The organism is Nocardioides szechwanensis, assembly GCF_900103935.1.
Taxonomy (GTDB): domain Bacteria; phylum Actinomycetota; class Actinomycetes; order Propionibacteriales; family Nocardioidaceae; genus Nocardioides; species Nocardioides szechwanensis.
In genome coordinates, this window is sequence record NZ_FNIC01000004.1 from 230,730 (window position 1) to 251,360 (window position 20,631).

Annotated in this window: 23 protein-coding genes; 11 read left to right on the forward strand and 12 right to left on the reverse strand. The window is 71.5% G+C overall.

Going from position 1 to position 20,631, the window contains the following annotated elements:
- Positions 1 to 9: 9 nt before the first annotated feature.
- Positions 10 to 762 (reverse strand): SAM-dependent methyltransferase, encoded by a 753-nt coding sequence (locus BLR90_RS11775; protein ID WP_091025408.1) that lies wholly within the window; start codon positions 760 to 762, stop codon positions 10 to 12.
- 64 nt (positions 763 to 826) lie between these two features.
- Between BLR90_RS11775 and BLR90_RS11780 the strand changes: the two genes are divergently transcribed.
- The 3 genes from BLR90_RS11780 to BLR90_RS11790 all read left to right on the forward strand — a co-directional run bounded on the left by BLR90_RS11780 (position 827) and on the right by BLR90_RS11790 (position 4,752).
- The gene (locus BLR90_RS11780) at positions 827 to 2,821 is read left to right on the forward strand and encodes an anthranilate synthase family protein (RefSeq protein WP_091025409.1); all 1,995 of its coding nucleotides are present in this window, start codon (positions 827 to 829) and stop codon (positions 2,819 to 2,821) included.
- 90 nt (positions 2,822 to 2,911) lie between these two features.
- The gene (locus tag BLR90_RS11785; protein ID WP_091025410.1) at positions 2,912 to 3,484 is read left to right on the forward strand and encodes an anthranilate synthase component II; all 573 of its coding nucleotides are present in this window, start codon (positions 2,912 to 2,914) and stop codon (positions 3,482 to 3,484) included.
- Complete coding sequence (locus tag BLR90_RS11790) at positions 3,481 to 4,752, forward strand: anthranilate synthase component I family protein (RefSeq protein WP_091025411.1); 1,272 nt, start codon at positions 3,481 to 3,483, stop codon at positions 4,750 to 4,752. Before BLR90_RS11785 ends, BLR90_RS11790 begins: the two co-directional genes overlap by 4 nt.
- 5 nt (positions 4,753 to 4,757) lie before the next feature.
- On the opposite strand, the gene BLR90_RS11795 is transcribed toward BLR90_RS11790, so the two are convergent.
- The 7 genes from BLR90_RS11795 to BLR90_RS11825 form a co-directional block, all read right to left on the reverse strand.
- Positions 4,758 to 5,297 (reverse strand): hypothetical protein, encoded by a 540-nt coding sequence (locus BLR90_RS11795; RefSeq protein WP_091025412.1) that lies wholly within the window; start codon positions 5,295 to 5,297, stop codon positions 4,758 to 4,760.
- Positions 5,290 to 6,693 (reverse strand): HAMP domain-containing sensor histidine kinase, encoded by a 1,404-nt coding sequence (locus BLR90_RS11800; protein ID WP_091025413.1) that lies wholly within the window; start codon positions 6,691 to 6,693, stop codon positions 5,290 to 5,292. Before BLR90_RS11800 ends, BLR90_RS11795 begins: the two co-directional genes overlap by 8 nt.
- Positions 6,690 to 7,391 carry a response regulator transcription factor gene (locus tag BLR90_RS11805; protein WP_245715273.1) on the reverse strand — a complete coding sequence of 234 codons (702 nt, stop codon included), beginning with the start codon at positions 7,389 to 7,391 and terminating at the stop codon, positions 6,690 to 6,692. Before BLR90_RS11805 ends, BLR90_RS11800 begins: the two co-directional genes overlap by 4 nt.
- A gap of 102 nt (positions 7,392 to 7,493) precedes the next feature.
- Positions 7,494 to 8,351 (reverse strand): fructosamine kinase family protein, encoded by an 858-nt coding sequence (locus BLR90_RS11810; RefSeq protein WP_091025415.1) that lies wholly within the window; start codon positions 8,349 to 8,351, stop codon positions 7,494 to 7,496.
- Positions 8,348 to 8,869 carry a low molecular weight protein-tyrosine-phosphatase gene (locus tag BLR90_RS11815; protein WP_245715274.1) on the reverse strand — a complete coding sequence of 174 codons (522 nt, stop codon included), beginning with the start codon at positions 8,867 to 8,869 and terminating at the stop codon, positions 8,348 to 8,350. Before BLR90_RS11815 ends, BLR90_RS11810 begins: the two co-directional genes overlap by 4 nt.
- Positions 8,866 to 9,264 carry a phage holin family protein gene (locus BLR90_RS11820; RefSeq protein WP_091025416.1) on the reverse strand — a complete coding sequence of 133 codons (399 nt, stop codon included), beginning with the start codon at positions 9,262 to 9,264 and terminating at the stop codon, positions 8,866 to 8,868. Before BLR90_RS11820 ends, BLR90_RS11815 begins: the two co-directional genes overlap by 4 nt.
- 45 nt (positions 9,265 to 9,309) lie before the next feature.
- On the reverse strand, positions 9,310 to 9,981 hold the full coding sequence (locus tag BLR90_RS11825; RefSeq protein WP_091025417.1) for a GntR family transcriptional regulator: 672 nt from the start codon (positions 9,979 to 9,981) through the stop codon (positions 9,310 to 9,312).
- A gap of 144 nt (positions 9,982 to 10,125) precedes the next feature.
- Here BLR90_RS11825 and BLR90_RS11830 point away from each other — a divergent pair, with 144 nt between their 5' ends.
- From BLR90_RS11830 to hisC, 3 genes are read left to right on the forward strand one after another with little or no spacing between them, the layout of a single operon-like run.
- The gene (locus BLR90_RS11830) at positions 10,126 to 11,031 is read left to right on the forward strand and encodes a dimethylarginine dimethylaminohydrolase family protein (RefSeq protein WP_091025418.1); all 906 of its coding nucleotides are present in this window, start codon (positions 10,126 to 10,128) and stop codon (positions 11,029 to 11,031) included.
- Between the two features lie 47 nt (positions 11,032 to 11,078).
- Positions 11,079 to 11,627, forward strand: a complete 549-nt coding sequence (locus tag BLR90_RS11835; protein WP_143016197.1) for a VanZ family protein — start codon at positions 11,079 to 11,081, stop codon at positions 11,625 to 11,627.
- 9 nt (positions 11,628 to 11,636) lie between these two features.
- The gene (gene hisC, locus BLR90_RS11840) at positions 11,637 to 12,707 is read left to right on the forward strand and encodes a histidinol-phosphate transaminase (protein ID WP_091025420.1); all 1,071 of its coding nucleotides are present in this window, start codon (positions 11,637 to 11,639) and stop codon (positions 12,705 to 12,707) included.
- A 60-nt stretch (positions 12,708 to 12,767) separates the two neighbouring features.
- Here the strand turns inward: hisC and BLR90_RS11845 are convergent, their stop codons facing one another.
- Positions 12,768 to 12,989, reverse strand: coding sequence for a hypothetical protein (locus BLR90_RS11845; RefSeq protein WP_091025421.1), 222 nt, complete (start codon positions 12,987 to 12,989; stop codon positions 12,768 to 12,770).
- Between the two features lie 108 nt (positions 12,990 to 13,097).
- Between BLR90_RS11845 and BLR90_RS11850 the strand changes: the two genes are divergently transcribed.
- The 4 genes from BLR90_RS11850 to BLR90_RS11865 all read left to right on the forward strand — a co-directional run bounded on the left by BLR90_RS11850 (position 13,098) and on the right by BLR90_RS11865 (position 17,149).
- Positions 13,098 to 14,066 (forward strand): glutathione S-transferase C-terminal domain-containing protein, encoded by a 969-nt coding sequence (locus BLR90_RS11850; RefSeq protein ID WP_091025422.1) that lies wholly within the window; start codon positions 13,098 to 13,100, stop codon positions 14,064 to 14,066.
- Positions 14,067 to 14,145: 79 nt separating this feature from the next.
- Positions 14,146 to 14,658: a SigE family RNA polymerase sigma factor gene (locus BLR90_RS11855; RefSeq protein ID WP_091025423.1), complete on the forward strand. Its 513-nt coding sequence runs from the start codon at positions 14,146 to 14,148 to the stop codon at positions 14,656 to 14,658.
- Between the two features lie 55 nt (positions 14,659 to 14,713).
- A complete protein-coding gene (locus tag BLR90_RS11860) occupies positions 14,714 to 15,784 on the forward strand; it encodes a hypothetical protein (RefSeq protein WP_143016198.1) in 1,071 nt (356 codons plus the stop codon).
- A gap of 54 nt (positions 15,785 to 15,838) precedes the next feature.
- Positions 15,839 to 17,149, forward strand: coding sequence for an HNH endonuclease (locus BLR90_RS11865; RefSeq protein WP_091025425.1), 1,311 nt, complete (start codon positions 15,839 to 15,841; stop codon positions 17,147 to 17,149).
- On the opposite strand, the gene BLR90_RS11870 is transcribed toward BLR90_RS11865, so the two are convergent.
- Positions 17,146 to 17,712: a hypothetical protein gene (locus BLR90_RS11870; protein WP_143016199.1), complete on the reverse strand. Its 567-nt coding sequence runs from the start codon at positions 17,710 to 17,712 to the stop codon at positions 17,146 to 17,148. The genes BLR90_RS11865 and BLR90_RS11870 overlap by 4 nt on opposite strands.
- Before the next feature lie 38 nt (positions 17,713 to 17,750).
- A complete protein-coding gene (locus BLR90_RS11875; RefSeq protein ID WP_091025427.1) occupies positions 17,751 to 18,995 on the reverse strand; it encodes a family 43 glycosylhydrolase in 1,245 nt (414 codons plus the stop codon).
- A gap of 121 nt (positions 18,996 to 19,116) precedes the next feature.
- On the opposite strand from BLR90_RS11875, the gene BLR90_RS11880 reads away from it, so the two are divergent.
- On the forward strand, positions 19,117 to 20,037 hold the full coding sequence (locus BLR90_RS11880; RefSeq protein ID WP_091025428.1) for a cation diffusion facilitator family transporter: 921 nt from the start codon (positions 19,117 to 19,119) through the stop codon (positions 20,035 to 20,037).
- Positions 20,038 to 20,106: 69 nt separating this feature from the next.
- On the opposite strand, the gene BLR90_RS11885 is transcribed toward BLR90_RS11880, so the two are convergent.
- Positions 20,107 to 20,553: an SRPBCC family protein gene (locus BLR90_RS11885; protein ID WP_091025429.1), complete on the reverse strand. Its 447-nt coding sequence runs from the start codon at positions 20,551 to 20,553 to the stop codon at positions 20,107 to 20,109.
- Positions 20,554 to 20,631 lie beyond the last annotated feature (78 nt).

Consider the following 20,631-nt stretch of genomic DNA (forward strand, 5'->3'; position numbering starts at 1 on the left):
CGCTGCGGGTCAGGTGCGTCGCAACACCACGATGTCCTGGAACAACGGCCCCGGGCCGCCGGCCCAGCGGCCACGCTCGACGTCGACGAGCTCCAGGCCGGCGTCGGCCACCATCGCGCGAACGGCGTCCTCGTGGAACGCGATCGCCCGCAGCGGGTCGTCGGCGTCGTTGTAGATCGTGACGTCGTCCAGACGGTGGGTCATCGGGTAGGCCTCGGAGGCGACCGCGGCCTCGAGCCGGTCGTCGTCGTAGAGGAACCAGGTGGCCACCACCGTGCCTCCGGGGCGCAGCACCCGCCGCAGCTCGCGCAGGTAGAGGGCGATGTCCTCCTTGTAGAAGTGCGTGAAGATGCTGAACAGGCTGGCCATGTGGAAGCCCTCGTCGCGGGCCGGGAAACGGACCTCCGCGGGCTCCACCGTGCCGCCGGGGTTGTAGCGGTCGTTGCGCACGTCGACGTGGCGGAAGTGGAGGCGCCCGGCGACCGGGGAGAGGTTGCGCTTGGCCCACATCACCTGGCGGCGCATGACGTCGAAGCCCACGTAGCGTCCCCGGAAGTCGGTGCCGGCGAGCAGCCCGATCGGCAGCCGCCCCACGCTGCAGCCGACGTCGATCAGCTCGTGCCCGTCCTCGAGCCCGAGCCGGTAGAGGAGCTCGGCCAGCAGCACCCCGGCCTCGACGAAGGCCTCTTCGCTCTCGCCCATCAGTCGCAGCTTGCGGGGCGGGAGCGGGATCTCGACGTCGGTGCCTCTGATGGTCGCCACCCGCGGATGCTAGCCCCGACGGACGGGCCACCCGTGACGGGCCGGAGGCGAATAGGGTTCTGGCATGTCTGAGACCTCTGCCGCCCGGGACGCCATCGCCGCGCTCCAGGGGCACGAGGCATGGGCGATCATCCGGCGGTCCACCCGGGCGGGCGACCGCGACACCGTCGGCCTGGTCGGCGGCCGACGCAGCGTCGTCGAGTCGCTGCTCGACGTACCGCTCACCGACGGCGTGCCGTCCGACGCCCACATCGCCGACCGGCTGCTCGCGATCCCGTTCCGCCAGGTGGCCGAGCGCGGGTTCGAGGCCCACGACGACGGCACCCCGCTGGTCGTGGTCGACGTCGACACCGAGCTGGAGTTCTCGGTCGCCGAGATCATCGCGGCGATCGACGACGTCCCCGTCGAGTTCACCGACCGCGGCGGCTTCGAGACCGGCGACGAGGAGTACGGCGGGCTGGTCAAGGCGATCATCGAGGACGAGATCGGCCAGGGGGAGGGTGCCAACCTGGTGATCGGGCGCCACTACCGCGCGAAGGTCGCCGACTGGGGCCCGGCCACAGCGCTCACGGTCTTCAAGCGGCTGCTCGAGCGCGAGCGCGGGGCCTACTGGACCTACGTCTTCTTCACCGGCGACCGCTACCTGATCGGCGCCAGCCCGGAGCGGCACGTCACCATCCACCCCGTTCGCGACGGAGCCGAGCGAGGTACGAGCGAGCGACCGAGCGGACGATCAAGGCTGGCCGACGTCCGGATGAACCCGATCAGTGGCACGTTCCGGATCCCGCGGTCCGGCGACGGCGCACCGGTCAAGCAGCAGCTCCTCGACTTCCTCCACGACGAGAAGGAGATCTACGAGCTCTTCATGGTCGTCGACGAAGAGCTGAAGATGATGTGCGACCTGTGCCACGAGGGCGGCCAGGTGCTCGGGCCGTTCCTCAAGCCGATGACCCACCTGATCCACACCGAGTACCTCCTCGCCGGCCGCACCGACCGCGACGTGCGCGAAGTGCTGCGCGACACGATGTACGCCGCCACCGTCACCGGCAGCCCCGTGGAGAACGCCTGCCGGCTGATCAAGCAGTACGAGACCGAGGGCCGTGGCTACTACGGTGCCGCGCTGGCGATCCTGGGCCGCGACGCCGAGGGCGGCCCCGAGGTCGACAGCCCGATCGTGATCCGCTCGGCCGACGTCGGCCTCGACGGCAGTCTCAAGGTCACCGCCGGTGCCACGCTGGTGCGTGACTCCGACCCGGCGTACGAGGTGGCCGAGACGCACGCCAAGGCCGCCGGCATCCTGCGCGCTTTCGGGCTGGTGCCGGCCGCGCCGGTGCCGGACGTCAACATCGCCGAGCTCGTCAACGACGAGGACGTGCTGCTGACCCTCAACGCGCGCAACCGGCGGCTCAGCTCGTTCTGGCTGACCGACCAGGCCGGCTCGCCGCCGGACCGCCGGCTGGCAGGCAAGAGCGTCGTGATCCTGGACGGCGAGGACGACTTCGTCAACATGCTGCGCCACGTGCTCGGCGTGCTCGGGCTGACCAGCAGCGTGGTGCGCCACGAGGACTACGTCGCCGGCTGCTTGGACGGTTTCGACCTGGTGATCGTCGGGCCCGGACCGGGCGACCCGCGCGACGGCCACGACCCCAAGATGGCCCGGATGCGCGACGCCGTGGCCGCGCTGCTCGCGTCGGGGCAGCCGTTCCTGGCGGTGTGCCTCGGACACCAGACGCTGTGCCACCAGCTCGGGATTCCCCTTGTCTACAAGGACATCGTCTTCCAGGGCACGCAGTCGCCGGTGGTCGTCAACGGGCGCACCGAGCGGGTCGGCTTCTACAACACGTTCGTCGGCCGGGCCGGCGACCAGGCGCTCCCGGCCGGGGTGTCGGTCGACGCCGATGCGGACACCGACGACATCAACGTGCTGACCGGTCCGCACTACCGCGGCATCCAGTTCCACGCCGAGTCGATCCTCACCGAGCGTGGCTACGACGTACTTCACGAAATCGTTGTGGAACTTGTCCTTGGAGGGCGTGGCGCGGAGCCCCGGGACGGCTAGCATGACGACTGCAGTGGTGTGGACCCGGTGGAGACTGCCCCCCAGATTCATCGGGTCCCCCACTGCACTTCTGTTGTCAGGGGCGAGCGCGTGACGACACCCGACGTGGTCGTGGTCGACCACCACGACTCCTACACCTGGAACCTCGTCCACCTGGTCGCCGAGGTCACTGGGGTCGTCCCGGCCGTCGTCCAGCACGACGAGGCCACCCTCGACGAGGTGCTGGCCCACTCGCACGTCGTGCTGTCGCCCGGCCCCGGTCATCCCGACGTCCACGCCGACTTCGCGGTCGGCCGCGAGGTGCTGCTCGCCGGCACCCGACCGGTGCTCGGCGTCTGCCTGGGGCTGCAGGGCCTGGTCTCGGCGTACGGCGGTCGGGTCGACCGGGTGCCGCCGGGCCACGGGGTGCTGGCCACCGTCCGGCACGACGGCGACGGGCTGTTCGCCGGGGTGCCCGACCCGTTCCAGGCGGTGCGCTACCACTCACTGGCCGCGCTGGAGCTGCCGCCGTGCCTGCGGCGGACCGCCGTCGACGAGGTCAGCGGCGTCACGATGGCCGTCGCGCACCGTGACCTGCCGCTGGTGGGCGTGCAGTTCCACCCCGAGTCGATCCTGTCCGAGCACGGCGCCGCGATCGTGGCCAACTTCCTGGGGTCCTCGTGAGCCCGGGCCCGGCGGGCCCGGTGGCGTTCTTCCGGGAGGTGGCCGCCGCGCGGGCGCGCTGCTTCTGGCTCGACGGCGGCGGGGCGCGGGAGTGGTCGGGGCGCCGCTCGCTGATCGGGTGGCTCGAGGACGACGACGTCTCGCTGAGCTACGACGCCGCGCGGCGCGAGGTGACCCGCCACGAAGGCGGTCGGGCCGAGATCGTCGGCGACGACGTGTTCGCCGTACTGGAATCCGAGCTGGCTGCCGGTGACCCGGGCGACCAGTGGTTCGGCTACCTCGGCTACGCCTGTCGCCCCGACCTCCCCGCCGCCCCCGGCGAGCTGCCCGACGCGGTCTGGATGCGCCCCCGTCACGTGCGGCTGTTCGACCACCCGCCGTCGGCGTCTCCGTCGCTGTCGGGTCGTGTGCCTGAGAGTGCGCCGGGGCGCACCGTGGGGCACACGACCCACCCGACGCCGGCGTACGCCGACGCGTTCGAGCGTGTCCAGCAGGAGCTCCACGCGGGCAACTCCTACGAGGTCAACCTGACCTACCGGGCCGAGACCCGCAGCGGCCTCGACCCCGCGACCGCCTACCTGCGGCTGCGCGAGCTCAACCCCGCGCCGTACGCCGGTTTCCTCCAGCACGACGTCCCGGGCGCGCGGTCGTGGCTGCTCAGCTCGTCGCCTGAGCGCTATGCCCTGGTCGGCGCCGACCGGACCATCGAGACCAAGCCCATCAAGGGCACCACGCCGCGCGGCGCCGACGCCGCCGAGGACGAGCGGCAGCGGCGGTCACTGGCCACCGACCCGCGCTTCCGCTCCGAGAACCTGATGATCGTCGACCTGCTGCGCAACGACCTCTCGATGGTCTGCGACCCCGGGACGGTCGTGGTGCCGACGCTCATGGAGGTGGAGTCCTACGCCACCGTGCACCAGCTGGTCTCCACCGTCCGCGGCCACCTGGCCGACGGGGTCTCCACGGTCGCGGCGCTGCGGGTGCTGTTCCCGGCCGGCTCGATGACCGGCGCCCCCAAGCTGCGCACGATGCAGATCATCGAGGAGGTCGAGGACTCTCCGCGGGGCGTCTACTCCGGTGCGTTCGGCTGGGTCGCGGCCGACGGCCGCGCCGACCTCGGCGTGGTCATCCGCTCGCTGATGACCGGCGGCGACGGCCGCTACCTGCTCGGCACCGGCGGCGGGATCACCGTCCAGTCCGACGTCGCGTCGGAGTGGGTGGAGAGCGCGGTCAAGGCGGAGCGACTGCTCGCCGTCTTTGTGGACTGACTGCGTCAGCTGACGCCGTATTCGTTGGCATGAGCCGACAGCGCGGCCAGCACCGTGCGTACGCCGGCCACGTCGAGCGCCCGGTCGTGGGGCTTGGGGTCGACCAGGTTGACCATCTGGATCAGGTCGCCGTTCTGCACGAAACCCGTGACCAGCAAGGAGCCCTGCGCGAACTTCACGACCAGACGGGCGGCGTCCGCGCCCTCCACCTCGAGCTCCTCGACGTCGCCGGCGAGCGTGCCCATGGAGTCCCAGGCGGCGTCGAGCCCGGCCGGGAAGAGCATGTAGTTGGCGTCGAGCGCCGGTCCGCCGGTCTCGACGGGCGTGAAGGTGCACCGCGGCGCGGTGGGCTCGCCGTCCTCCTTGGTGAAGTCGACGCCGAACGCGCGTTGCAGCGCCGGCTTGGCGAGCCCGGCGCAGGGGTTCCAGACCGCGGGCGGGTCCTCGTCGATCGTCGGCGGGTCCGTCTTGTCGTCGCTGCACGCCGTGAGGGACAGCACGGCTCCGACGAGTACGACGGCCAGCCGGCGCGCGCGCTCAGGCATGGACGTGCTCGGCGGGGACGGGCGTACCGGGCAGGCGCATCGCCAGGCGGGCTCCGCCGCTGGGCGCGGAGACGGCCTCGACCCACCCGGAGTGCCGCTCGGCGACCTGGCGCACGATCGAGAGCCCGAGGCCCGAGCCCGGGAGCCCGCGCGACTCGTCGGCGCGCCAGAAGCGGTCGAAGACGTGCGGCCGGTCGGCCTCGGCGATCCCAGGACCTTCGTCGTCGACGGTCAGTGCGCCGCCGACGAGCCGGACCGTGACCGTGCCACCGGGCGGGCTCCACTTGGCGGCGTTGTCGAGCAGGTTGGTCATGGCCCGCTCCAGCGACGACGCCTCGCCGACGACCCACCAGGGCTCGGCGTGCACGTCGAAGGTCAGCGACGGCGCGCGCAGCCGGACCCGGCTGACGGCCTGGTCGACGATCCCGGTCAGGTCGACCGGCTCGACGACGGGGGTGAAGGGCTCGTCGCGGGCCAGCTCGACCAGGTCGCCGATCAGCGTGGTGAGCTCCTCGATCTGGGCGCGGACGTCCTCGAGCAGCTCGGCGCGGGCCTCGGGCGGGAGGTCGGGGCCGTCGCTGCTGGAGGCCTGCGTGAGCAGGTCGACGTTGGTGCGCAGCGACGTCAGCGGCGTACGCAGCTCGTGGCCGGCGTCGGCCACCAGCTGGCGCTGGCGGTCGCGGGAGGCGCCGAGCGCGAGCAGCATCTGGTTGAACGCCGAGGCCAGGCGGGCGATCTCGTCGTCGCCCTCGACCGGCAGCGGGGTGAGGTCCTCGGTGCGCGCGATGTGCTCGACGGACCTGGTCAGTCGGCGCACCGGCCGCAGCCCGTTGCGGGCGACGCCCCAGCCCGCGACCGCGGCGGCGGCCACGCCGAGCAGGCCGAAGACCAGCATCACGATCCCGAGCTTGGTCAGCACCCGGTGCTGGCCCTCGAGCGACTGGGCGATCACCAGCGCCTGGCCCTCGCCGTACGGGACCGTGACGACGCGGTACTCGACGTCGCCGCCGGGCACGGTGCGGATGCTCGACTCCGCGTCGCCGCGGGCCACCTCGAGCTCGGGTTCGTCCAGCTCGGGCGGGTCGTCGAGCTGCTCGGGCCGGTAGATCGAGCCGTCGGCGTAGACCAGCGCGATCCGCAGGTCGCTGGCGACCAGGGCCCACGCCGGCACCTCGCTGCCGGTGCGGGTGTTGAGGATCGTCGGCGCCTCGGTGGTCTGGTAGGCGCGGTCGTAGAGGGAGTCGTCGAGGGTCGACTGGAGCTGCATCCGCACCGTGACGTAGGCGCCGGCGGCCAGGAAGGCGACCGTGAGGCCCACGGCCATCGTCGTCAGCAGGGTGACCCGGCTGGCGAGGGAGCGGCGGTAGTGCCACCGGCTGGGCTCGGTGACGCTCATGACTCCTTCAGCACGTAGCCGACCCCACGGACCGTGTGGATCAGCCGCGGCTCGCCCTCGGCCTCGGTCTTGCGCCGCAGGTAGCCGACGTAGACCTCCAGCGAGTTGGCGGTCGTGGGGAAGTCGTAGCCCCACACCTCCTCGAGGATGAACGCCCGCTCCAGCACGCGCCGCGGCCGGCGCAGGAACATCTCGAGCAGCGAGAACTCCGTGCGGGTCAGCTCCATCCGCCGGGTGCCGCGGGTGACCTCGCGGGTGGCGACGTTCATGGACAGGTCGGCGAAGGTCAGCGTCTCCTCGGGTGCGTCCTCGGGGGGTACGACGCGGCGCAGCAGCGCGCGCAGCCGGGCGAGCAGCTCCTGGAGCGCGAACGGCTTCGTGAGGTAGTCGTCGGCCCCGGCGTCGAGCCCCTCGACCCGGTCGCCGATGGCGTCGCGGGCGGTGAGCACCAGGATCGGCACCGAGTTGCCCGCGGTGCGCAGCGCCCGGGTCGTCTCGAGCCCGTCGAGGCGCGGCATCATCACGTCCATCACCACGACGTCGGGGCTGACCCCGGCGATCCCGGCCAGCGCCTCGGCGCCGTCGCCGGCGAGGTGCACGTCGTACCCGTTGAACTCCAGCGAGCGCCGCAGCGACTCACGCACGGCGCGGTCGTCCTCGACGACGAGGACGCGCGGCTTGGCTACGGGAGGAGGCACGTCCCCACTCTGCCAGGACTGTCTGAGCCACTCCTGAGAGTGGAGGACTTCGTCCTCCATTGGGAGTACTCGCTTCGCTCGTACTCCCGCCTGTGTCAGCGGTCAGATGTAGCGGGCGGCGGTGTCGGCGGCGCGGGTGCCGTAGCCGCCGCCGAACAGGCAGGCGTGCACGAGCAGGGGGAAGAGCTGGTGCAGGCCGAGCCGGTCCTCCCAGCCGTCGGCGAGCGGGGTGGCCTCGTCGTAGGCGTCGAAGGCACGGGGCAGGTGCGGCAGCCCGAACATCGCCAGCATCGCGAGGTCGACCTCGCGATGACCGCCGTACGCCGCCGGGTCGACGACCCAGACCTGGCCGTCCTGGCCCCAGAGCACGTTGCCGTTCCAGAGGTCACCATGCAGCCGGGCCGGCGGCTCGTCGGGCACCAGCCCGCTCAGCCGCCCGATCACCGCCTCGACAGTCGCGGCCTCGCCGTCGGTCACGGCGCCGCGGTCGCGGGCCAGCTTGAGGTAGGGCAGCACCCGGCGGACGGCGTAGAACTCCGCCCACGAGTCGGCGGTGCGGTTGGGCAGCGGGAGGGTGCCGATGAAGCCGTCGTTCTCCGCGCCGTACGCCGAGGCGCCGGCGGCGTGGGTGACGGCGAGGGCCCGGCCGAACGCCGCGGCCGCCTCGACGCCGTTCTTGCCGGGCTCGACCCAGCGCACGATCAGGCACTCGCTGTCGACGCCGAGCACCTCGGGGACCCGGATGCCGTCGGCCTCGGTGAGCCAGCGCAGCCCGGCCGCCTCGGTCTCGAAGAACCCCTCCGGCGCGTGCGGCAGTGTCTTCATCAGCGCGGTGGTGCCGTCGGAGAGGCGCAGCTTGGTGGCGGTGCAGATGTCGCCGCCGGCGACCGGGGCCGTGGCGACGACCGACGACCCGAGGAGTCCCTCCGCGCGGCGGGCGACCAGCGGCTGCCGGGTCACGTGCGCTCGGTCCCCTGGGTCAGGTGCTGGGTGAGCGCGGCCACGAGGGCGCCGGTGGTGCGTTCCACCATCGCGAGCACCTCCTGGAATCCGTTGTCCCCACCGTAGTACGGGTCGGGTACCTCGCTCCCGGGATCGACGGGGTCGAAGCTGCGGAACAGCATGGCGCGGTCCGGCTCCGTGGTCGAGGCCCGGACGTCGCTGAGGTTGGACCGGTCCATCTCCAGCAGCAGGTCGAAGCGGTCGAACCACGACGCGTCGAGCTGCTGCGCGCGGTGCCGGGTGGCGTCATAGCCGGCGGTCGTGAGGGTCGCCGCGGCCCGTCGGTCCATCGGGTTGCCGACGTGCCAGTCGCCGGTCCCGCAGCTGGCGACGCTCACGCGGTCGTCGAGGCCGGCGGCGCCGAGGCGCTGCTGGAGTACGACGTCGGCCATCGGCGAGCGGCAGATGTTGCCCAGGCAGACCAGCGCGACGGCGTACTGCCCCGGGGTGCGAGCGGGAGGCAGGCTCGTGGTCACTTCTTCTCGGCGTCGGTGCCGATGAAGCCATCGACGATCCACGTGACCAGCGTGATCACGATCGCGCCGCCGACCGCCGGCCAGAAGCCGGTGACGTCGAAGCCGATGTCGAGCTTGTCGGCCAGCCAGGCGGTGAGCATCAGCATCGCGGCGTTGATGACGAGCAGGAACAGCCCGAGCGTGACGATGATGAACGGGATCGAGAGGATCGTCAGCACCGGCTTGACGAACGACGAGATCAGGCCGAGCAGCAGCGACACCAGGATCAGCGGGAGCAGCTTCTCCTGGATCTCGGCGGTGCCCGAGTCGGGTCCGGAAAAGCGGATGCCGTCGATCAGCCAGGCGGCGGTCGCCACGGCGATCGCGGTGGTCAGGAGCCAGGTCAGGAAGCGCACGGCTCCAGTGTGGCAGCAGTGCGGCAGTGCTGTGGTCGGGGCGGGTCAGGCCAGCCCGAGCGCCTCGATGATCGCGACCTCGGCGTCGGCGAGGTGCTGCTGGAGGAACGCGGAGGCGCCGTCGATGTCGTCGTCCTCGAGCAGCTGGACCAGCGCGGTGTGGGTGTCAGCCTGGTCGTGGGCGTTGCGGCGGAGCCGGTCGACCTGGGCGAGCGCCAGCTTGAGCTCGACCACGAGGTTGTCGGCCATCGCGACCAGGCGCGGGCTGCCGGTGAGGCCGACCAGGGACACGTGGAAGGCGAGGTGGCGCTCGTTGAGCTGCTGGTAGGACCCGCCGCGGCGTACGGCGGAGGTGTAGTCGTGCAGCGTGGCCCGCACCCGCTCGCGCTGGGGCTCGTCGGCCTCGCGCCAGCGGCGTACGCCGGCTCCTTCGAGGACCCACCGTGCGGCGCAGACGTCGCGCACGGAGTCGGCCTCGGGGCTCGAGACGGTGACGCCGCGGTGGGGCTCGCGGGTGGCGATGCCCTCGGCGACCAGGATCGTGAGCGCCTCGCGGACCGTGGGCCGCGAGACGCCGAGCGAGGCGGCCAGCGCGACCTCGCGCAGCGCCGTTCCGGACTCGAGCTCGCCGTCGAAGATCGCGCGCCGCAGTTCGTCGGCGGCCCGGTCGACCGTGGAGGAGTGCTCCAGGTGCAGGGTCGCGAACGGCTCGGCCATGGGGCCATTCTGCGGCACCCCGGGAGTCGTTGCTGCTTGCACTCACCGGGGAAGTCCCTACACTGATCATTCTGTCAGATTGTCTGACAACTAATCGTCCGCCGAGCAACCACCACGCAACCACCGAGAACGGGGTGATCCGCCATGTCCGAGCTGAGCTGGGGCCGCCACTACGTCATGGTCGAGCCGAGCCACTTCCGCATCGACTACGCCATCAACCCGTTCATGGACCCGTCGGTCCAGCCGGACCCGGTGCGCGCCACCGACCAGTGGCAGGCCCTCGTCGACACGCTGCGCGGGCTCGGCGCCGTCGTCGACGTGCTGCCGCAGCGCCCCGACGCCCCCGACATGGTCTACGCGATGAACCTCGGTCTCGCGCTCGCGCGCGCCGAGTCCCACGGCGGCGGGCGCCACGTCGTCATGTCGCACATGCGCTACCCGCAGCGGCGCATGGAGACCGGCTCGGCCCAGCCGTGGTTCGCGGACCGCGGGTTCACCACGTCGTACGTCGGTCACGAGGGCGTCGGTGCTCACCTGGAGGCCGGCGACGCGTTCGCGTTCGGCGACGCGCTCGTCGTGGGCTACGGCCCGCGCACCGAGGAGCTCGCGCTCAAGCACCTCGCCGCCGACCTGGGCATCCGGGTGCGCGGCCTGCGGATCACCCACCCCGGGATGTACCACCTCGACCTGGCCTTCTGCCCGCTCGACGCGAACCGGGCGATGGTCTGCCCGGCCGCCTTCGACGCGCCGTCGGCCCGCGCGCTGCTCGACCTCGTGCCCGAGCCGCTGATCCTGACCGAGGAGGAGGCGCTGACGTCGTTCGCCGCCAACTCCGTGGTCGTCGGCCGCACCATCGTGATGCCCTCCTGCCCAGACCGCGTCCGCGCGCAGCTCGAGGACTGGGGCTTCGAGGTGCGGATCGTCGACGTGTCGGAGTTCCACCTCGGCGGTGGCTCGATCCGTTGCCTGACCAACCCGCTCGACGTCACCCTCGGCCGCGACCTCCCCATCCACGGTCCTGGCGAGGTCGTCCTGCCCCTCGCCGCCTGACCGAGCCGCGGTTGGTCCCACCTGGCCCGGTCGGTAGCGTCGGCCAGGTGTTTCCGGTAGGTGGTGTCGACGTCATGCTGTTCGGCAGCGCCCTGGCGGGGGCGGTGTTCGTGCTGCTCGCGCTGGCGCTGCGGCGCCGCCTCGGGCCGACGGCCTGGACCCTCGCGGGGCTGCTGTGGACGCTGGTGGTGATCGGCATGATCACGCTGATCCCCGCCGACGGCGCGCCCGGCGTCGTACCGGCCGCGACCCGGCTGACCACCTGCTCCTGGGACATCGGTGGCCCCGCGCCCGAAGGCTTCTGGATCTTCTCCGGGGGCCAGCGGCTCCTCAACACCGTCGTGTTCGTGCCGTCGGGGATCCTGCTGGCGCTGATCGCCGTGCGGTGGCGCAGCGGGTGGGTGACGGTGCCACTCGGCCTCGGCCTGCTCGCGGCCTACTCCGCCGGTATCGAGTGGACCCAGCTCGAGCTGGCCCGGATCGACCGTGCCTGCGACGTCACCGACATCATCGACAACGTCACCGGTGCCGCTATCGGCGTCGCGATCGGGTTGGCGCTCGCGGTCGTCGTGAGGCCGTGGCGCAGCCGCCGCTAGCCTGCAGGGATGGCCCACCCTCAGCCGCGATCGCACATCGACCGGATCCCCACCTACGTCCCCGGCAAGCCGCCCACCCCGCGCGCCGGGCTGACGACGTACAAGCTCTCCTCCAACGAGAACCCCTACCCGCCGCTGCCCGGCGTGGTCGAGGCGGCGGAGGCCGCGGTGGCGGTGATGAACCGCTACCCCGACATGGGCAGCACCGCGCTGTACGACGCCCTGGCCGCGCGGCTGCAGGTCCCGGTCTCGGACCTGGTCGCTGCCACCGGGTCGGTCGCGCTCGTCTACCAGCTGCTCGCGGCGTTCTGCGACCCCGGCGACGAGGTCGTCTACGCGTGGCGGTCGTTCGAGGCCTACCCGATCGCGGTCACCGCGGCCGCGGCGACCTCGGTGCAGGTGCCGGTCACCGCCGACGGGCGCCACGACCTGGCCGCGATGGCGGCGGCCGTGACCGAGCGGACGAAGGTGGTCATCGTCTGCACGCCCAACAACCCGACCGGGCCGTCGGTCACCCAGTCCGACCTGGACGCCTTCCTCGCCGCGGTGCCTTCGCACGTGGTGGTCGTCGTCGACGAGGCCTACCTCGAGTTCGTACGCATGGACGACGCGGTCGACGGCCTCGCGACCTACCGCGCCCATCCCAACGTGGTGCTCTTCCGCACCTTCTCCAAGGCCTACGGGCTGGCCGGCCTCCGGGTCGGGTACGCCGTGGCGGCGACGCCGATCGCGGGTGCCCTGCGGGCGGTCTCGCTGCCGTTCGGCGTCTCCCACATCGCCCAGGCCGCGGCGATCGCCTCGCTGGCGGCCGAGGACGCGCTGCTCGAGCGGGTCGAGGCGCTGACCGTCGAGCGAGCCCGGGTCGCGGCGGACCTGGCGGCGGCCGGGTGGGACGTGCCGGAGCCCCAGGGCAACTTCGTCTGGTTCGCGCTGGGCGAGCGCACCGCCGAGTTCGCCACCGCCTGCGACGCCGCCGGGATCGTCGTACGACCCTTCGCCGGTGAGGGTGCCCGCATCTCCATCGGCGAGCCCGAGGCCAACGACCGGCTGCTCGAGGTCGCGCGCGCCTGGCACTTGTAACTCACTGTTACTGCTTGTGTCATGCCCGTATACGGGTGCGCTAGGTGCAGTAACGGTGAGTTACATAGCTGCCGCCGCGGGCTGGGGCCGCCGGTCGATCTCCCGCCAGCGCGGGTCGAGGGCCGGGAGCATGGTGACGGCGAAGTAGAGGGCGCCGCAGACGGCCATCGCGAACGGCAGCCCGCCGGTGGTGACCAGGACGCCACCGAGCAGCCCGCCGAACGGCAGGAGAGCGAAGCACATCGCCGTCGTCAGCGACGACACCCGGCCGAGCAGCCTCATACCCCTTCGTGATCCCCGGGCCGGTCCTCGACAAGCTCGACTTCGTCGCGTCGCTGCGCCCGGACCGCCCGGTCCAGAGTGGTTGAGCGTTCACCTACTCTTGGACGCATGAGCGACAGCGACGACCACACCCCGACGTACGTCGAGGCCGGCAAGGAGTTCAGCCGGGACATGAACTACGTCCCTGACCGGATCACCCGCGACGCGCGTCGCCCCGAGCACGGTCCGGTCGAGGGCGGGCTGTGGCCGGTCGAGCCCGGCCGCTACCGGCTGGTAGCCGCCAAGGCCTGCCCGTGGGCCAACCGCGCGATCATCGTGCGCTCACTGCTCGGCCTCGAGGACGTCATCTCGCTCGGCACGCCCGGCCCGACCCACGACAAGCGGAGCTGGACCTTCGACCTCGACGCGGGTGGCCGTGACCCGGTGCTCGGCATCGAGCGGCTCCAGGAGGCCTACTTCAAGCGCTTCCCGGGCTACGAGCGCGGCATCACCGTCCCCGCGGTCGTCGACATCCCCACCGGTGAGCTGGTCACCAACGACTTCCCGTGGATCACCCACGACCTGTTCTTCGAGTGGCGCGAGCACCACCGCGAAGGCGCGCCCGACCTCTGGCCCGCCGACCTGCGCGAGGAGATGGACGAGGTCATGCAGCGGATCTTCACCGAGGTCAACAACGGCGTCTACCGCTGTGGCTTCGCCGGCTCGCAGGAGTCCTACGACGCGGCCTACGACCGGCTGTGGACGGCCATGGACTGGCTCGAGGAGCGGCTCTCCGACCGCCGCTACCTGATGGGCGACGCGATCACCGAGGCCGACGTACGCCTCTTCACGACCCTGGCCCGCTTCGACGCCGTCTACCACGGGCACTTCAAGTGCAACCGGGTCAAGCTCACCGAGATGCCGCACCTGTGGGGCTATGCCCGCGACCTGTTCCAGACGCCGGGCTTCGGCGACAACACCGACTTCGAGCAGATCAAGGCTCACTACTACGTGGTCCACACCGACATCAACCCGTCCGGCGTCATCCCCGCCGGCCCCGACCCCGACGTCTGGCTGACGCCGCACGGTCGCGGCTGAGGGTCGCGCACCTGGAGGGGAACCTCTGACACCGTGAGCTGCGTCTAGAACAAGACAGCGACGCGGTTTCGGAGGATGAGTGGGCAATAGGGACGAGGACTTCAGCGAGTTCGCCAGCGCGCGCTGGCTGTCGCTCGTCCGCGCCGCTGTGGCCTTGGGGTGCACGGCCTCGGAGGCAGAGGACCTGGCGCAGGGCACCCTGCTGCGTGCATACGTCTTCTGGGCCAAGGTCGAGAAGGCCGACCACCGCGATGCCTACGTGTCGAGGATGCTCGTGAATGCCCATCGAGACAGCCATCGCAGTCGCTGGCGGCGGGAGACCGCGTTCGCTGAGGTGCCTGATGCACAGGTAGACGACACGACGGCCGCCAGCGACTCAGCCGATGCGCTGCGCCGAGCCGTTGGGCAGCTGAGCCAAGGACAGCGAGAGGTCCTGGCTCTTCGCTACTACCTACGCCTGACCGAGCCTGAGATCGCCACCGCGCTCGGCATTGCCCAAGGGACTGTGAAGAGCCGACTCTCACGGGCGCTCGCAGCTCTCTCCCACAGTCCTGATCTGGCTGAGTTCGGAGACACCAATGAACCACGATGAAGCGACTCGGCTCTTCGATGACCTGGGGGAGATGGTCCCTGACCGGCGTCCAGCGATGCCTGACCTGCTCGCCGCTGGGAAGTCTGCTGCGCGGCGTCGAAGCCGGAGGACGCTCGCGCTGAGTATCTCTGCGGTCTTGCTCGTCGCCGGCGCGGTGACGGCGGTAGGTAACGTCCTCACTGATGGTCGGGCCGACCCGGTCGATGGCGTCGCCTCCCCGGTGCTGACCCTGCCCGAGCGGGACGGCCCTTGGCCGATGGCCCTGGTGAGGGGTGTGGTGAGCCTGCGGGGCGGGTGCCTCTACGTCGGCGACCAGGCAGTCGTCTGGCCGAACGGCAGCACTTGGGACCCGGCGGAGCAGGCCGTCCGCTACGGATCCCTGGTCATTCCTGTTGGCGACTACGTCCGTGGTGGCGGCGGCTTCTACACGGTCGGCACGGATTCGGGCGGCGACTTCGGTGACGCTTGGCCTGCCGCGGAGCAGTGCGCTCGGCGGTCCGCTGGGGGCGGGGTCGTGGTGCTTCTCCCGGAGCAGGTGACGCCAGCGGACCCGGCCATGGTTGCTACGCCTGCCAGGGCACGTCCGGGCGACGTGGTGTCCCTGACCTTTCCGACCGAGCAGCCCCGAGGCGTGGGCTTCACCCTCACGGCGCGCTCCGACGGGACGAGATACGAGCTGACCTCGAACGCCACGCAACAGGACCGGGAGCCGACTGGGTGGACCGCGGGAAGGATGGGTTGGATCGATATCGGGATCATGGGTCCAGGCCCGGACGAGGTGTTGATTCCGCCCCCGTCCGCGCCGGGTGAGTACGACCTGTGCACAGGCAACGCCGTCGACGAGCTCTGCGTCCGTCTCACCGTCAGCGCGCCCTTGTCCACGATCGGGCCGACGTTGGCACCCTCGAGGCCGTGCCCGGCGATCCACTTCGAGGACCGCCGATACGTCCTCACCCTCCGTCCTGAGGGGGCCGGACCGGGCGTCGGTCGCGTGCTGGGTACCGGACGACTCATCGGCTGTGACACGGCAGTGGTGACTGTCTACTCAGTCAACGAACAGCCGAAGGGCGCGGCGATCACCGTCTCCGATGGCGAGAGCGTCTGGCTCTACACGGTTTCGGACTGAGACCACAACTATGAGCGATGAGCACTGTCGGTGGTCCCACCTAAGGTGAAACGCATGTTCGAGGTCTCGGGAGCATCGGTCAGCCAGTGGGTCTCCCCCCTGGCCGATCTCCCGCGCGAGCTCACCGACAGCGAGCGGATCGACCTGATCCGAGCTCTCGAGGACCTCAAGGGCGCGGCGGCTGCTGCGCAGGCGGTCGTGTCGGTGGACTTCGACGACTCTCAGCGGGCTGCGCAGAAGGAGCGTGGCTGGCCCGCGGCGCGGCTGGGTGAGGGGGTGGCCTCCCAGATCGGACTCGCCCGGCGAGAGTCGTCCAACAAGGCGTCCCGGCTCCTGGGCCTGGCGAAGATCCTCGACCGCGAGATGCCCTACACCCTGGAGCAGATGCGCACAGGTCGGCTCAGTGAGTGGCGCGCCACCATCCTGGCCCGTGAGACCGCCTGCCTGTCGGTCGAGGACCGACGCGAGGTCGACCGACGCCTGTGTGGTCCCGGCGGCACGGGACTGGACCTCTCGGACCACGCGTTGGGCAACGCGGCGCGCAAGCTCGCCGCCGACCTCGACAACGCCGCCGTCGCCGCCCGGGCCAGGAAGGCCGAGGCCGACCGGCACGTCACCCTGCGTCCGGCGCCGGACACGATGACCTGGTTCAGCGCGCTGCTCTCGGTCAAGGACGGGGTCGCGGTCTTCGCCGCACTCAAGGCCGCCGCTGACACCGTCCGCGCGGTCGGTGACCCCCGCAGCCGGGGCCAGGTCATGGCCGACAGCCTCGTCGAACGCGTCGCCGGCACATCGGTGGCCGACCCGGTGCGGGTCAACCTCGACCTGGTGATGACCGACCGCAGCTTCTTCGGTGCCAGTGAGGAGTCCGCGCACGTGCCGGGCTACGGGCCGGTGCCGGCGGACTGGGCCCACGATCTCCTTGACGACGCGATGACCGCGGTCCAGGTGTGGGTGAGGAGGCTCTACACCCATCCCGAGACCGGACAACTGGTCGGAATGGACTCCCGCGCCCGTCACGCACCGGCCGGCCTTGCTGACATGGTGCGGCGTCGTGACCAGGACCTGTGCCGCACCCCCTGGTGCGGTGCCCCGATCCGCGCCACCGACCACGTCACCGAGTGGCAGACCAGCCGCGAGACCTCCGAGACCAACTCCCAGGGCCTGTGCGAGCGCTGCAACCTCGCCAAGCAGGCCCCGGGCTGGTCCGCCTATCCCTCACCAGCCACCCGGGACGGCACCGACCGCCACACCGTCATCACCAGCACTCCCACCGGGCACACCTACCATTCCCGCGCGCCCGCACCCTTGGGCCACCTCGACTACAACGGCCGCACGACCCTCGGCTACGAGCTCATCGCCTAGAACGCCCTGACCTTGTAGTCGTCGCCGAGTGCCGCTGCAACCTCACGGGCGAGCATGTCTCCCGCGTCCTGCCACGCCCAGACCTCGGCGTCGTTGTCGCCGGTCGCGTGCGCGTACGTGCTCACCTGCGCCTTCCATACCGTCACCTTCGCCTTGAGTGCCGCCTCGACCGGGAGCGAGTTGACGTCGTCATCGAGCAGGGAGACGGCTGCCGTCGGGGTCGATCGAGCGGGCGGAACCGCGACCGCGGGGCCGACTTCGGCTGCCAGGCGACGCAGGAGCCCCTGCTCGACAACGAACAGCGCCTCCGAGCGGGCACCTGCTGCCAGGGAGGCGGAGTGCCAGGCCATCACCTCGTCGTACAAGCCTCGAGAGATCCCGATGTCCTCGTGGAGTTCGTCGAAGTCGTCACCCAGGCACCCCTCGGAGTACCAGAACGGTCCGCCGTACTCGTCGACCCGTAGGTGGACGTCCCGCACGGGTGGGTCTACGTAGCGGTCATCTGAGCCGGCACGCGGGTATGCGAACCAGCCGAACCTGTCCTCACTCTCGCCGCCGCTCACCGACCCATCTTCGCTCAGCTACCTCGGGGCGCGCGAGGTCAGAGCGGGAGGTCCGGGAGCCCGACGCCGGTGCCCGGGCCGGAGTCGCTGCCGGACGACTGCTGGTGCCCCCTGGGGCGGAGCCTGGTCGGCGTCACGAACCGGCCCAGGTGCGGGCGGCCGCGGCGGTCCCAGCGCAGGTGCGCGGCGTAGAGGACGCGCCGGGCGCCGTACCAACGTGCGCGTTGGAGGTCGCCGGCAGGGCACGGGCGGCCGTGACAGGTCCAGGCGTGCATCAGCACCATCGAGCCGCCGACCACGTCGGCGCCGCCAGGCCCGCACAGACGCGTGCTCTGGCGGGTGACCAGCGCGCGGGACCGGGCGTGGCGGAGGCCCTTCAGGTTGGGCGCGCGGCGCCAGGTGGTGCGGTAGCCGCAGTCGCCGTAGTAGCCCTGGGAGGTGATCAGCACCCATCCCTTGCGCTGCTGCATGAGCACGGGGTTCTCGACCACTCCCTTGGACGTCGCCAGCACCCGGCTGCGTACGCCGCGTCGGGCACGCGTGCCGTCGGCGGTGAGCCGCACCATCCGGATCGTCGACGGGGTGCCCTGGGTGCGGTAGAGCAGGTAGCGCTGACCGCCGCGGGTGCGGAAGCCCTCGGGGTCGATCACGCCGGCGCGGGCGAGCGACGGGCTGGCGGGGCGTACGGGGTCGAAGGCGTTGGGCGTGCGCGCCCAGCGCGGGCAGGTGAGCGGGCGCCGCATCGGACGGAACTTCTGCAGTGGGGTCCGGGCCACCGCGACCCCGATGCAGCGGCCGAGCGGACCGAGGCCGGCGACGGGGGCGGAGAAGTAGAGCAGGTAGCGGTTGCGCACGGCGACGACGTCGGAGGCCCAGATGCCGCGACCGGTCGCCCACCGCGGCATCCGCGACAAGGCGGTACCGGCCTTGCGCCACGGGCCCCGGAACGTGGGGGCGATGCTGCGCGGCGCGAGGGAGCCGGTGGCGATCGCGACCACGCGGCCGTGGAAGGCGATGCCGGTCGGGTCGGGGAACTCGGTGTGCCGGAAGAGCGGGCGTCCCTTGCGCTTGGGGTGTCCGCGGATCACCCGGCTGGCCAGGGGGTTGAGCACCCCGGCGCTCTGCCACGACACCGCAGCGGGGTGCGGCCCGCGGCCGGAACCGGCGGCCTCGGCAGGAGCGGTGACGCCGAGGGAGAGAAGGGTGGCGATGAGGGTGACGAGGGTCGTCAGGCTCGCGGCGCGTCGCGCAGGGGTCACCGGCAGGGTCACTTTCTCGGTCATGGGGTGCACAGGGTCTCCGGTGCGACGAACCCCGTCCGGGGAGCGCTCGAACCGTGACCTCTTCGTGACCGAGCCCCACGCGGAGGAGAGAATGGCACCACCAACTGCTGGCGGAGTAACGATGGGACACGGTCACGGTCACGGGCATGCCGCCGGGCGCGCGGCCGACCGCTCCCGCCTGCGGTGGGTCCTCGCGGCCACCGGCAGCGTCCTGGTCGTAGAGCTGGTCGGCGCGTACCTCACCGGCTCGCTCGCCCTCCTCGCCGACGCGGGCCACATGGCCACCGACGCCGGCGCCGTGGTGCTCGCGCTCGGGGCGTCGTACGTCGCGGGGAGGCCGGCGGGACCGCGTTCGACGTTCGGCTACCACCGCGCCGAGATCCTCGCCGCGATACTCAACGCCCTTGTCCTGCTGGGGGTCTGCGGTTATGTCGGCTACGCCGGGATCACCCGGCTGGGCGACCCGGCGGAGATCGAGGCTGCCCCGATGGTCGCGTTCGCGGCCTTCGGCCTGCTCGCCAACGCGGTCTCGCTGATGGTGCTCAACCGCTCGGACACCGGGTCACTCAACCTGCGCGGCGCCGCCAACGAGGTGCTGGCCGACCTGCTCGGCTCGGTGCTCGCCGTCATCGCCGGCGTGGTCGTCTGGACCACCGGCTGGGACCGGGCCGACGCGGTGGCGTCACTGCTGATCGCGGTGCTGATCCTGCCGCGCGCGCTGCTGCTGCTGCGCGACTCGGCCGTGATCCTGCTGGAGATCGCGCCCGCCGGCCTCGACCTGGACGACGTACGGCGCCACCTGGTCGAGGTGCCGGGCGTGGTCGACGTCCACGACCTGCACGCCTGGACGATCACCAGCGGCATGCCCAGCCTGTCGGCGCACGTGACCGTGACCGACGAGGCGCTGGCAGACCGCGGGGTGGGGCCGATCCTCGACGAGCTGTGCGAGTGCGTCAGCGCGCACTTCGAGGTCCGGCACGCGACCTTCCAGGTCGAGCCGCTCTCGCACGAGGCCCACGAGGACCTCGGCGAGGTCCACTGAGCCACGCCGCATGGGTCGTGTGCCCCAGAGAGCTCCAGGGCGCACGCTCAGGCACACGACCCGCCAGCGTCAGGCGGCGCCGGCCTCGGCGGCCTGCTTCAGCTTGACCAGGGTGCCGTCGATGGCCTTCTGCGTCTTGCCGGCGAGGGCCGCGGAGAGCCCGAGCCGCAGCGGCAGCGGGTAGCGGGAGAGGTCCCAGGTCTCGGTGACCTCCGTGCCGCCGTCGGCGGTGGGGGTCAGCTCGTAGCGCCAGCGGTGCAGGCCCTTGTGCCGCCATGCGATCAACCGGTCCTCGTCGTACTCGACGACCTTGTTCTTGATCTTGTACGACGCGCCCATCTTCATGTCCATGCCGAACTCCGCGCCCAGCGTCAGCCGCTCCGGCCCGGAAACCGTGCCCTGGACGGTGCCGGACCCGTCGATGTGCTGGTGCTGGCGGGGGTCGGCGAGGATCGCGAAGACCGCTGCGGGCGGTGCGTCGATCGTCGTACTGGCCGAGACGTTGCGAGAGGGCATGTCCGCGACACTAGCCAGGAAGGCATCGGATTGGCGACGCCGACGATGCCAACGGTAGGTTGGCGGAGCACGATTGTG

Excerpts from the sequence above, each read along its gene's own strand:
- BLR90_RS11845 (WP_091025421.1), bottom strand. The coding sequence starts at position 12,989 with ATGAGGCTGCTCGGCCGGGTGTCGTCGCTGACGACGGCGATGTGCTTC.
- BLR90_RS11865 (WP_091025425.1), top strand. The coding sequence starts at position 15,839 with ATGTTCGAGGTCTCGGGAGCATCGGTCAGCCAGTGGGTCTCCCCCCTG.
- BLR90_RS11850 (WP_091025422.1), top strand. The coding sequence starts at position 13,098 with ATGAGCGACAGCGACGACCACACCCCGACGTACGTCGAGGCCGGCAAG.
- BLR90_RS11800 (WP_091025413.1), bottom strand. The coding sequence starts at position 6,693 with ATGAGCGTCACCGAGCCCAGCCGGTGGCACTACCGCCGCTCCCTCGCC.
- BLR90_RS11875 (WP_091025427.1), bottom strand. The coding sequence starts at position 18,995 with ATGACCGAGAAAGTGACCCTGCCGGTGACCCCTGCGCGACGCGCCGCG.
- BLR90_RS11830 (WP_091025418.1), top strand. The coding sequence starts at position 10,126 with ATGTCCGAGCTGAGCTGGGGCCGCCACTACGTCATGGTCGAGCCGAGC.
- hisC (WP_091025420.1), top strand. The coding sequence starts at position 11,637 with ATGGCCCACCCTCAGCCGCGATCGCACATCGACCGGATCCCCACCTAC.
- BLR90_RS11880 (WP_091025428.1), top strand. The coding sequence starts at position 19,117 with ATGGGACACGGTCACGGTCACGGGCATGCCGCCGGGCGCGCGGCCGAC.
- BLR90_RS11860 (WP_143016198.1), top strand. The coding sequence starts at position 14,714 with ATGCCTGACCTGCTCGCCGCTGGGAAGTCTGCTGCGCGGCGTCGAAGC.
- BLR90_RS11795 (WP_091025412.1), bottom strand. The coding sequence starts at position 5,297 with ATGCCTGAGCGCGCGCGCCGGCTGGCCGTCGTACTCGTCGGAGCCGTG.
- BLR90_RS11885 (WP_091025429.1), bottom strand. The coding sequence starts at position 20,553 with ATGCCCTCTCGCAACGTCTCGGCCAGTACGACGATCGACGCACCGCCC.
- BLR90_RS11825 (WP_091025417.1), bottom strand. The coding sequence starts at position 9,981 with ATGGCCGAGCCGTTCGCGACCCTGCACCTGGAGCACTCCTCCACGGTC.
- BLR90_RS11780 (WP_091025409.1), top strand. The coding sequence starts at position 827 with ATGTCTGAGACCTCTGCCGCCCGGGACGCCATCGCCGCGCTCCAGGGG.